This window comes from Massilia rubra (genome assembly GCF_011682065.1).
Taxonomy (GTDB): domain Bacteria; phylum Pseudomonadota; class Gammaproteobacteria; order Burkholderiales; family Burkholderiaceae_D; genus Telluria_A; species Telluria_A rubra.
Genome location: NZ_VUYU01000002.1, coordinates 21911 through 33928 on the forward strand (window position 1 = coordinate 21911; position 12018 = coordinate 33928).

Here is a 12018-nt window from a genome sequence, read left to right on the forward strand (position 1 = left end):
CAACTCAGGAATTTTATGAAGACAATCGTTACCACGCTGGTACTGGGCGCAACGCTCGCCGTGCCGCTGTCGGCCAGCGCGCAAGTGAGCGCGCAAGGCACATTGAACAATTTTTCGTACTCGCTGGTGGATTTGCTGCCGAACGACGGCATCGCGCCGTCGCTCTCGATCGTCAAGCCGCTCTATCCCGAGCAGCCCGGCACGCGCGCGATCGGCTATATCAGCGAGAGCGGATTACGCCAAACGGCCGAGACCAGCGAAGACAAGTCGCGCGTGCTGTACAGCCGCAATCTCGATGCCAGCATGTCCGTCGCCCAGGGTGCCGTGGTCTCGACCGTCGGCGGAACAAATTTCCAGACCCTGGCCTTGGGTACGGCCGCCTCAACCAAGAACGGCGCCGGCTATGACCGCAGGGCGTTCGCGTCGAATTACGTGATGATCGAAGAATTCGTCCTCGCGCCCGGTACGCAGGTCAGGTTCTTTGCCGACGCCAGTGGCAGCGTCTCAAAATCATTGCCAAACACAAGTACCCTGAAGGAAAGTTCGACATTCACGGCCTCGATGAGCTTCCCTGAATTCAGCGCCAACGGCTACCCGGATTTCGTTTCGGAGTTCAGCTTGAGAGCGCCGTCCTGGAGCGCCGACCCGAACTCGCCGTACTCGGAGTCGGCAAGCGAGCGCTTGTCGATCATGTTCCAGAACACGCGGGCAACGTCGGTGAACCTGAAGGTGTTGCTCACCTTGTGGTCCGAAGCGAATTCGCTCGATACGTCGCCGGTGGCCAGTCCGGTGCCGGAGCCGGCGACCTATGGCATGCTCATTGCCGGCTTGGCGCTGGTGGCCGGGATGGCGCGCCGCAAGCGGCCTGCCTGAGTGGTGTTTGCATGCGGGCGTGCGCCCGCATGGCTCGATGAACGCATCCGCGCTACGCGACCCGCTTACGCGAGGATGTTGAGCAAGCCGTCCAGGCCCGAGTAAGTCAGCGCCACATCGGCCTGGGCACGCACCACCGGTTTGGCGCGAAACGCCACCGACAGGCCCGCAATGCTCATCATGGCGAGGTCATTGGCGCCGTCGCCCATCACGATCGCCTGCGCCGGGTCGATGCCGATATCGACGCACACGCGCTCCACCGTGCGCTTCTTTTCGTCGGCGTCGACAATCCCGCCCAGCACGCGGCCGGTCAGTTTGCCGTCCACGATCTCCAGCACGTTCGCATGCGTGTAATCGAGCCCCAGGCGCGCCTTGAGGCGTTCGGTAAAGAAGGTGAATCCGCCCGACACCAGCAAGGTTTTCAGGCCGGCCGCGCGCAGCGCCGCCAGCATCGCTTCGCCGCCCATCGAGATGGCCAGCCGCTCCGTGTACACGCGTTCGAGCGCCGCCGCCTCCAGCCCCGCCAGCAGCGCCACGCGCCGGGTCAGGCTTTCGGCAAATTCGAGCTCGCCGCGCATGGCTGCCTCGGTAATTGCCGCCACCTGCGGTTTCAGGCCCTGCATGTCGGCGATTTCGTCGATGCATTCGATGGTGATCAGGGTCGAGTCCATGTCCATCGCCACCAGCTTGAAGTCGGCCAGCACGCGGCCGGGCGCGATGAAGGTGGCGTCGATGCGCGCCGCCTCGGCGGCGACACCGATGGTCTGCTTGAGCACATCGGAAAATTCGATGCCTTCACAGCGGATGGCGCGTGCGCCCAGCTCCGTCACGCGCGCCGGATTGGCCAGCGCGCCGATGCGGCGCAAGGTGTCGATGGTTGTCTCGGGGCCTTGCAGCACCAGGTTCATGGTCGTCATGTTCGTTTTACGCTAACAGTTGTTTGATCGTTTGCTTGAGCTGCGTGACCCGCGCCGCCAGGTCGGGCATGCTGGCGGTGATTTTCAGCTTGTCCTGGCCGGCCAGCTTGATGTGCCGGTTTTTCTGGATCAGGGTGATGATGCGCATCGAGTCGATCGGCGGGTTGACCATGAACTGCAGGCTGGCCGCTTCGCCATGCGCATCGATCTTGATGATGCCGACCGTCTTGGCCGCGATGCGCAGGCGGTGCGTTTCGATCAGGGCCTTGACCGGGTCGGGCAGCTTGCCGAAGCGGTCGATCAACTCTTCCTGCATGTCGTCGATCTTCTCTTGCGCGCTGCAGTTGGCCAGGCGCTTGTAGATCGACAGGCGCTCGTGCACGTCGCCGCAGAAGTCGGCCGGCAGCAGCGCCGGAACGTGCAGGTTGATTTCGGTGGTGGTGGCCAGCGGCGCGGCCAGGTCGGGTTCCTTGCCGGCCTTGAGCGAGCGTACCGCTTCGTTGAGCATGTCCGAATACAGCTGGAAGCCGATCTCCAGCATCTCGCCCGACTGGTTCTCGCCCAGCACTTCGCCGGCGCCGCGAATTTCCAGGTCGTGCATCGCCAGAAAGAAGCCGCTGCCCAGTTCTTCCATCTGCTGGATCGCGTCCAGGCGGCGCTGCGCTTGCTTGGTCAGGCTGCTCACGTCCGTCACCAGCAGGTAGGCGTACGCCTGGTGGTGCGAACGGCCGACGCGCCCGCGCAACTGGTGCAGCTGCGCCAGGCCAAACTTGTCGGCCCGGTGCATGATGATGGTGTTCGCGGTCGGCACGTCGATGCCGGTTTCGATAATCGTCGTGCACAGCAAAATGTTATAGCGCTGCGCCACGAAGTCGCGCATGACTTTTTCCAGGTCGCGCTCGTGCATCTGGCCGTGGGCCACGCCGATGCGCGCTTCCGGCAGCAGCTCGGTGAGCATGGCCATGCGGTTCTGGATGGTCTCGACTTCATTATGCAAAAAGTAGATCTGGCCGCCGCGTTTGAGTTCGCGCAGGCACGCTTCGCGGATGACCGAGCCGTCTTCTCCGCGCACGAAGGTCTTGATCGCCAGGCGCTTTTGCGGGGCGGTGGCGATGATCGAAAAGTCGCGCAAGCCTTCCAGCGCCATGCCGAGCGTGCGCGGGATGGGGGTGGCGGTGAGCGTGAGCACGTCGACTTCGGCGCGCAGGGCTTTGAGCGCTTCTTTCTGGCGCACGCCGAAACGGTGTTCTTCGTCGATGATCACCAGGCCCAGGCGGGTGAACTGCACGTCCGGCGAGAGCAGCTTGTGGGTGCCGATCACGATGTCGAGCGTGCCGTCGGCCATGCCCTTGATGGCGTTGTTGATTTCTTTGCCGGTCCGGAAGCGCGACAGCTCGGCGATGCGCACCGGCCAGTCGGCAAAGCGGTCGGCGAAGGTTTGCGCGTGCTGTTCGGCCAACAAGGTGGTCGGCGCCAGGATCGCCACCTGCTTGCCGCCCATGACCGCGATGAAGGCCGCGCGCAGCGCCACTTCGGTCTTGCCGAAACCGACGTCGCCGCACACCAGGCGGTCCATCGGTTTGCCGGCGGTCATATCCTTGATGACGTTGTTGATCGCCTCGGCCTGGTCGGGCGTTTCTTCGAAGCCGAAGCTGTCGGCGAAGTTCTGGTAGTCGTGCGCCGAGTATTCGAAGGAGTGGCCCTTGCGCAGCGCGCGCCGCGCGTACAGGTTAAGCAGTTCGGCGGCGGTGTCGCGCACCTGTTCGGCCGCCTTGCGCTTGGCTTTGTCCCAGGCGCCCGAGCCGAGCGAGTGCAGCGGCGCGTCTTCGGGCGAGGCGCCCGAGTAGCGCGAGATCACGTGCAATTGCGACACCGGCACGTACAGCTTGGCGTCCTTGGCGTAATCGAGATGCAGGAATTCGGTCTCGCCTTCGCCCAGGTCCATGCTGGTCAGGCCCATGTAGCGCCCGATGCCGTGGTTGATGTGGACCACCGGGTCGCCGATTTTCAGCTCCGACAGGTCGCGCACCATCGACTCGACCTGGGTCACGCCTTCCTGCTTCTTCTTGCCGGCGCGCCGGCCCGAACCCGCATACAGCTCGGTCTCGGTGATGAAAATCAGCTTGCCGGCGCCCGCCTCGGACAATTCGAAACCCGCCTGCAGGGGCGCCACGCCCAGCGCGAGGCGGGCGTCGGACTGCACGAAGCCGGCGAAGCCTTCGACCGGCACCAGCGCCAGGCTGTATTCGTTGAAGTACTGTTGCAGCGTTTCGCGCCGGCCGTTCGATTCGGCGCAGATCATCACGCGCTTGTCATTCTGCAGCAGGTAGGCGCGCAGGTTGATCAGCGGGTCCTCGACGCGGCGGTTGACGGCCACGTTCGGAATCGGCGCCGACAGCTCGGACGGCTCCAGGTCGGCGTCTTTGGTCACGACCCAGCGGCCGTATGCTTTGGCCAGCGTGAAGAAGTTCTCGTCGCTGAGGAACAGTTCATCGGGCGTCAGGATCGGGCGGTCGCGGTCGGCCTTGAGGAAGCGGTAGCGCGATTCGGTGTCGAGCCAGAAGCGCTTGATGGCGCCGTCGATGTCGCCCACCAGCGCCAGGCTGGCTTTTTCGGGCAGGTAGTCGAACAGGGTCGCGGTGTGCTCGAAGAACAGCGGCAGGTAGTATTCGATACCGGCCGAGGCGATGCCGCTGCTGACATCCTTGTACACCACCGAACGCGATGGATCGCCCTCGAAACGTTCGCGCCAGCGGCTGCGGAAGGTGGTGCGGGCCGCTTCGTCCATCGGGAACTCGCGCCCCGGCAGCAGGCGCACTTCGCGCACCGGGTAGAGCGAGCGCTGGGTGTCGGCGTCGAAGGTGCGGATGGTTTCGATTTCGTCGCCGAACAGGTCGAGCCGGTAGGGCAGGGCCGAACCCATCGGGAACAGGTCGATCAGGCCCCCGCGCACCGAGTATTCGCCGGGCGACATCACCTGCGAATTGTGGGTGTAGCCGGCCAGGGTCAGTTGCGCCTTGAGGCGCGTTTCGTCGAGTTTTTCGCCCTGCTTGAAGAAGAAGGTGTAGGCCGCCAAAAACGACGGCGGCGCCAGGCGCACCAGCGCCGTGGTGGCGGGCACGATCAACACATCGCACTGGCCGTTCTGGATTTCGTGCAGGGTGGCCAGGCGTTCGGAGACCAGGTCCTGGTGCGGCGAGAAGGCGTCGTAGGGCAGCGTTTCCCAGTCCGGCAGCAGGTGGCAGGCCAGTTTGCCGTCGGCGAACCAGGGAATTTCGTCGAGCAGGCGCTGGCCGTCGCTGGCGTTGGCCACGATCACGGTCAGCATCTGCTTTGCCGCTTTGAGTTCGAGCGCGGCCACCGCCAGCGCATACGCGTCCGAGGATCCGTACAGGGTCGGCAGGGCGAAGCGGTTACCGGTTTTTGGGAGTGATTTCTTTAAATCGAAGGGCATGCGCTGTGCTGGCTGGGTGCGGGACGGGTAATTATAGCTGGATATGGGAAATGCAATGGGGGCAGGGCCAAGCTAGCAGAACTTGGGTTCCCGCCTGCGCGGGAACGACGGTTTCAAGGAGACCGTTCGAAGTTGATCCGTCGTTCCCGGCATTGGCGGAACCGACTTCCCGCGCAGGCGGGAACCCAAGTTTCCCTACCCCATCGGGCGCCGGTTGGCAATCCCGAACGGCACATGCACCATCGGTATCGTGCCACCCGGCGACGATGTCAGGTGGGTCAGCTGGTCATCGAAAAAGATATGCGGCTTGAAGATCGACAGCACGCGCGTCTTGTTCATCCCGCCCAGAAAGAAGGTCTCGCTGGCCGATACGCCCCAGCTCTTGAGCGTGGTCACCACGCGCTCGTGCGAGGGCGCGTTGCGCGCGGTGATGATCGCAATACGCAGCACCTTCTTGTAGTCCGGGTCGCGCTTTTGCGCGCGTTCTTCCAGCCGCTGCATCAGCGACAGCTTGCGGAACATCTCGGCCAGCGGCCCCGGACGGTGCGGCACGGCCATGTGCAAGGTCTCGTGGGCGTGGAATTCTTCGAGGTTGTTATTGCGCTTGAAGATGGTCTCCGACTCGTCGTCGGCGATCACGCCATCGAAGTCGAAGGCCACGCGCAGTTCGATATCGTCATCGTCGTCGATGATTTTCGATGGCAGCACCAGCCCGGCCGGATAGTCGGCCGCAATCGCGCTCTTGACGTCTTCTTCGTTGGCGCTCAGGAACAGCGCCGCGTTAAACGCGGGCAGGTAGGTGTAGGGCGACTTGCCGGTGATGAAAGCGGCGCGCGAAATATCGAGCCCGTAGTGGGCGATCGAGCGCATTACCCGCAGGCCCGTTTCGGGCGAGTTGCGCGACAAGAGCACCACTTCGACCGGGTGATGGCGCGCGAAGACCTTGTTGATGTTGAGGAAGCGGCGAATGAAGGGAAATGCCACGCCTTTGTCGAGAATGACGTCCAGATTGCGTTCCTGGTACCTGCGGTATTCGTCCGGTCCGCTGTCCAGGTACACCTGGTGCGAGGCGGTCAGGTCGAACAGGGCGCTCGACGCCACGCCGATCACCAGCTTGCGCTCAATCTCGAATGCCATGCATGGTCCTCGTTATTCGTCTTCGTTACGGAGTTCTTCGAAACAGGCCAGGCTGGCCGCATCCAGCCCTTCGACCACGAACGGATCGTCTTCTTCAAAGTGGGCCGAGTCGACCAGCATGCGCAGGCGACTGAGCATGTCGGCCAGCGCCACCACCTGCGACAGCGCTTCGCCGTCAGGGTCGCCGGCTTCGCGCATGGCGCTGGTCACGGTTTCAGGAAAACCCCATGCTTCGGCGATCCGCACCGACAGCACGCGCGCGTGCCCATGCAGCGCAGCCACAAACTCTTCGGACTGCGGCAAGGACGGTTCGGTATTGGCCTGGTCGAGCAGGCGGAAGGCTACGATCAGGCCCATATTGTGCAGCAGCCCGGCGAAATACGCTTCGACCGGATTGGCGCGCACCGAGGGCGCCAGCACGCTGGCTGCAAGCGCGCATTTTTCGCACTGGCGCCACAGCAGCGGCGTGGAAAGCTGCGAAAACGGCCCCGGATGCATGCTCATGATCACCGGCAGCAGCGAGGCCCGTCCGACCAGCATGCGCAGCCCGTTCACGCCCAGCAGCATGGTGGCCCGTTCGACGGTCGTCACCGGGTCGTTGGCGTGATAGTGCGGGTGGTGGCAGGGACGGTTCGCTTCGCGCAGCACTTCGGCGACCAGTTCCTTGTCTTGCGAGAGCTGGCGCGCCAGGTCGGCACCGGAGACGCTGCTGTCGCGCATGGAGCGCAGCAAAGGCGTGAATACGGGCGGCCTGCTGGGGGCGAGGGTGATCTCGTCGAGCGGCTGCTGGGTCATGTAGGCCAGGTCGACCGCGAGGATTTTTTCGTCGCTGGACGGGCCGCTGTTCGGCGTGACGCCGGCCAGCCAGCGGTAGAACAGCACATCGACCATGCCGGCGTGCGCACGGTCGGGCGCCCGCGCCCTGGAGGGAGCGGGAGCGGCTATGGGGGCTGGCGCAGGCTTGCTTTGTTCGCTGTCGCTGCCCAACAAATTCTTCAGCCATTTCATTGCTTGTTCTCTTTTACCTGCACAAAGGCTGTTCCCTGGATTTTACATGATTACTCAGTAGAAACTTAGGGTTGTGCTGTCCAGCGTCGTGTCTGGTACACGAGTATTTGCTGATTATTAATCTTGTGGAATTGTAATGGTTAATCGCAATGAAACAGGACCACGGTGACATTGTCGCGGCTGCCGTCGCGCAAGGCGGTGGCGATCAATTCCTTGCAGCAATCGCCCAGTTGCGCCGGGCCGGCGTCGGCCAGCAGCGCGGCGATGCGTTCGTCGGAGGTGGCGCCGTACATGCCGTCGCTGCATAACAGGTACAGGTCGCCGGGCTGGACGGCCTGGATATGCAGTTCCGGGCGCACGTCGCCCGAGGGCCCTATCGCCTGCAGCAACAGGTTGCGCGGAGGCAGGTTTTCGGTGGCGCCGGCTTCGACGGCTTCCTGGTACATGGTCTGGTCGCGCGTGAGCTGGGTCAGCTGGCCGGCCCGGTAGCGGTACAGGCGGCTGTCGCCGACGTGGAACACCAGCAGCGGGGCGCCCGGTTCGGGTTGCCACACGCCGGTGAGCGTGGTGCCCATGCCGCCGCCGTCGCCGCGCCGGTTGGCCAGGTTGGTCTGGTACATGCGCTGGTTGGTAAATTCGACCGCGTCGTGCAGCGTGACCATGCTGGCCAGGGTCGCTTCGCTCCAGTGAGCGTGCGGATCGGTCGCTTCGGGGTCGAACGGGCTGGCGCGGAAGTCGGGCGGCGCCACGCCGCTGTCCGGGTCGGTGCTGGCGCGCAGGAAGTTGGCGAGTGAGCTCAGTGCTTCGGCGCTGGCGACCTCGCCCGAGTCGTGACCGCCCATGCCGTCGGCTACCGCGACCAGGCCCAGGCCGGCCTCGATCAGGAAATTATCCTCGTTCGAAGGGCGTACGGTGCCGGTGTCGGTCATGCCGAAAGCCGTACCGGCGCTGAGGCGGTGCGGTGTGGACGGTGAAAGTTGCTTCCAAAAATACAAGGCGTCTCCTGAGGGTGGACTGACGCAAGCCAGTCGCGCATGATTGCCATGCTAGCACGCAGGGTGCGCTTTGTCCGGGTCAATACGGCAAAAACCGGTTCAGGGTGCGTGGCGGGACGGGCCGGCGCGCCGCCGCGCTGCGCCAGGCTTGCGTATTTATGGCGGCGGGGCGGATGTGAAATTCTCGCATCTCATCCCATCCGTAGACGTTTTCTTGAATGCTTTTTTCTTTTCATCAATAATCCAAGCGGAATGTGCTGATAAAGTCGCAACACCATCTTCTTTATTCAAAATAGCAAAAATCAATTCTGATTTTTCTTTATCGTGTACTGTGCATTGTCCAGTAAATTCTACCAGGCGTGTTGGATCGTCTGGAACTTGTATAACATCGCGTATCATCAGAAGCTTTTTATCCTCAAGCAGGATAAATTTGTTCCCACAAATCATCCAGTATCCTGCGATCAATCCTTCAGAAATGTCATCCATTCCCAAATTTTTAAGGTCTATGCTTTTATGCCTAGCCTCAATATCCACAACTTTTTCGTTTTTTACGTGCCTGCCGATAAGCTTCTTTGAAATTTCCGATCCGCATTTAATGGTGCTGAACGTATCACTTGCAAAAGAAAATTTGCTGCAAAAAAACGAAAGCACTAAAAGAGAATAAATTCCAATTTTCATCTTATTGTCAATCTAAAATTGATTCATTGATCTTAATTTCTACGACTTTCGGTAAAATGTCACTGGTGGTTTCTGTTGCCTATAGGCAGGTGATGGATAATATCCATGTACTGCTGGCTGCTTATAGTCAGATACCCATTGCGTACCGTTATACATCGTCATATGGCCATCAGGATGACCGGGAATTGGTTGAATAACCGCGACATCGCCGGCTCTTGGCGCGCCTTGCACTGCAACAAATCCGGCATTAGTAAGGCGGATGCCATAATCTTTTGCGGAATTTGTATTTACAACAGTTACACCGCCAGCCGCAATGGCTTTCCTGACAAATTTCGCACAGTTGCTTGTGCTGGCTGGCATTGCATGTGAATTAAGATGTGCTACGGCGGTATTGACGTTCCAAGGCATTCTAGGTTTCCTTTATTTACGTGAGATTTCAATTGCTTGCTTTACTGATGACATGGAAAAACACCAGTATCGCCCCCTCCGTCCGGGTCGGAATGACAGGGTCATCTTTTAAAAACTCTATTGCTGAGCGTGCTCAGTAGAGTCTCTCGCACAACTCTATTAACGGAAAGCATTGTTCAATATACACTAAAACAAGCCATATTGGTGACATTGCTTTTCAAAATGCTCAGTAACCATGCGGGTGGGCGCCGGCAAGTGGGTCGACTTTTACCTTGAGCCGACATCGAGCCCGGCCTGGCAGTGATCGGCGCGGCGATGAAGAGAATGGGTGGGAAGAGGGCGTGGGGTCGGCGTGAAACACGACTCGACGAACAACCAGTGCAGCATCGCATTGACTGGTCCACGGTTCGCCAGGACGCCGGCCGGCGCCCTGGCGGGGGAAGCGCAGCTTAAGTCGCGCTCAAGCGGCGACTTTTTGGGCGCTGCGCGCGGCCCAGCGATACAGGCCGCTGACAATGGCCGCGCCCAGCACCAGGGCGATCAGCATGTGCGTCGTTTCGCTCATGCTGTTCGGGACGGCCAGCGGCTCGGCGACCTTGGTGGCCACGATCAGGCCGGCCAGGCCGACGTTGAACAGGCTCTCGCCGACGATAAAGCCGGACATGACCAGCACGCCGATACGCTTGGCCGTCTCGCCCCAGGTGGCGCTGCTGACAGCGCGTTCGAACAGCCAGCCGGCCACGGCGCCGACCACGACCGGCGCGGTGACCGCGCTTGGCAGGTAGATCGCCAGGCCCACGCCCAGCGGCGGCAAGCTGAAACGCTCCTTGCTGGCCTTGCGGATGACAAAGTCCACGACGACCAGCGTCAGGCCGAGCAGGGCGCCGTAGCCGATCAGGTTCCATTCCAGGTTATTGCCGATGACGCCCTTGGCCAGGGTGGAAATCAGTGCCGCCTGCGGGGCCGCCAGCGGATCGTCGCCGACCACGCCCACGTTCGGGGCGCCGGCAAAGCCTTTAGCGCTATTGAGCAGGTCCAGCACCAGCGGCACCACGGTCGAACCGGCGGCCACGCCGATCAACAGGCCGACTTGCTGCTTCCACGGAGTGGCGCCGACCAGCTGACCGGTTTTCAGGTCTTGCAGGTTGTCGTTGCCGATCACCGCAACGGCCAGCACCACGGTAGTGACGAACAGCGCGTAGGCGACCAGCGCGTGCGCCACGTCCGGGCCGATGAGATGCTTGCCGACGAAGCCGACGCTGAGCGAGGCGCCCAGGATGGTCAGGATGGCGATGCCGGACACCGGCGAATTGGACGATCCGATCAAGCCGGCCATGTAGCCGCAGACGGCGGCGGCGAACACGCCGGCCACCAGGATGTAGCCGACACCGACGGCCACCAGCGGCAGCGCCAGGCTGGCAAGCACGCCGCCCTGCAGGAAGCTGGCCAGCAGCCAGCCGGCCGGCGCCATGGCCAGCAGGGTGACCAGGCCGACGATGAAAATCGGCAGGTCCTGTTCGGCGCGCGGAATCTCCGCGCCTTCGGCCTTGGCCTTGCGCGCCATCTCCAGCGCCGATTTCAGGCCGCCGAGCACCGGCTTACCCAGTCCGGCCAGGGTGACGATAGCGGCCGCGCCGATGGCGCCGGCGCCGATCATGCGCACTTTGGAGCTCCACATCCCGAGCGCCTGGTCGGCTGCCGCCAGGGCCGGCATCGGCTCCATCGACGTCAGTACCGGCACCAGCACGGCCCAGGCGATGATCAGGCCGGCCAGCATGGCGATGCCGACGGTGATGCCCATCAGGTGACCGGCGCCCAGCAGGGCGAGCGAACTGGCCGCCCCGATCCCGGTGGCGCCGCTGCCGGTCTTGAAATAGAAGGCCACTTCGGCGGCCATCAGCTTGGCGCCGGCGGCGGCCGCGAACAGCGCGGAGGCCACGCTGCCCCAGATCACCGCCATCAGACCGAGCTTGCCTTCGGCCGCGCCGCTGCGCGAGGAAGTGCCGACCTTGAGCACTTCGGCCGCGGCCACGCCTTCCGGGTAGGGCAGGTCGGACTGCGACACCAGCGCGCGCCGCAGCGGCACCGTGTACATCACGCCCAGCACGCCGCCGATGGCGCAGGCGCCGAAGACGGGCCAGAACGGCACCTTGGCCCACCAGCCGATCATGATCAGGCCAGGTAGCACGAAGATCACCGACGCCAGCGTGCCCGCCGCCGACGCGATGGTCTGGACGATATTGTTTTCCTGGATGGTGGCGTCCTTGAAGGCGCTCAGCAGCGCCATCGAGATGACGGCGGCCGGGATCGAGGTCGCGAAGGTGAGCCCGACTTTCAGGCCCAGGTAAACCTGGGCGGCTGTAAAGACGAGGGTGATGACGATGCCGAGGAGGACTCCTCGGATCGTGATTTCTTTTGGTCCGGCCAGTGCGACAATCGCCATCCATTGCTCCAGTATGAAATAGGGGTGCTAAAAAAGCGTCTTATCATAGCTGGCAATGCATGAACGCGGAAGGAAAATGCGAACGCGGCGTCGGTCGCGCCTCCG

Annotated in this window: 9 protein-coding genes; 1 reads left to right on the forward strand and 8 read right to left on the reverse strand. The window is 62.4% G+C overall.

Annotated features, from left to right (window positions below; translation table 11 throughout):
- Nucleotides 1-15: 15 nt before the first annotated feature.
- Nucleotides 16-873 carry a PEP-CTERM sorting domain-containing protein gene (locus F0185_RS02695; protein ID WP_229476695.1) on the forward strand — a complete coding sequence of 286 codons (858 nt, stop codon included), beginning with the start codon at nt 16-18 and terminating at the stop codon, nt 871-873.
- Between the two features lie 65 nt (nt 874-938).
- Here the strand turns inward: F0185_RS02695 and serB are convergent, their stop codons facing one another.
- From serB to F0185_RS02735, 8 genes are all read right to left on the reverse strand, one after another.
- On the reverse strand, nt 939-1781 hold the full coding sequence (gene serB, locus F0185_RS02700) for a phosphoserine phosphatase SerB (protein WP_167222151.1): 843 nt from the start codon (nt 1779-1781) through the stop codon (nt 939-941).
- Nucleotides 1782-1797: 16 nt separating this feature from the next.
- Nucleotides 1798-5244 (reverse strand): transcription-repair coupling factor, encoded by a 3447-nt coding sequence (gene mfd / locus F0185_RS02705; protein WP_167221378.1) that lies wholly within the window; start codon nt 5242-5244, stop codon nt 1798-1800.
- Nucleotides 5245-5439: 195 nt separating this feature from the next.
- Nucleotides 5440-6381 carry a 5'-nucleotidase gene (locus F0185_RS02710; protein WP_167221380.1) on the reverse strand — a complete coding sequence of 314 codons (942 nt, stop codon included), beginning with the start codon at nt 6379-6381 and terminating at the stop codon, nt 5440-5442.
- Nucleotides 6382-6393: 12 nt separating this feature from the next.
- A complete protein-coding gene (locus F0185_RS02715) occupies nt 6394-7389 on the reverse strand; it encodes an HDOD domain-containing protein (RefSeq protein WP_167221382.1) in 996 nt (331 codons plus the stop codon).
- Between the two features lie 140 nt (nt 7390-7529).
- Nucleotides 7530-8318 carry a PP2C family protein-serine/threonine phosphatase gene (locus F0185_RS02720; RefSeq protein WP_167221384.1) on the reverse strand — a complete coding sequence of 263 codons (789 nt, stop codon included), beginning with the start codon at nt 8316-8318 and terminating at the stop codon, nt 7530-7532.
- A gap of 222 nt (nt 8319-8540) precedes the next feature.
- Entirely contained in the window at nt 8541-9062 is a 522-nt protein-coding gene (locus F0185_RS02725) for a hypothetical protein (RefSeq protein ID WP_167221386.1), read from the reverse strand.
- Between the two features lie 39 nt (nt 9063-9101).
- Complete coding sequence (locus F0185_RS02730) at nt 9102-9470, reverse strand: CHAP domain-containing protein (RefSeq protein WP_167221388.1); 369 nt, start codon at nt 9468-9470, stop codon at nt 9102-9104.
- Nucleotides 9471-9930: 460 nt separating this feature from the next.
- Entirely contained in the window at nt 9931-11913 is a 1983-nt protein-coding gene (locus F0185_RS02735) for an OPT family oligopeptide transporter (RefSeq protein WP_167221390.1), read from the reverse strand.
- Nucleotides 11914-12018: the final 105 nt, after the last annotated feature.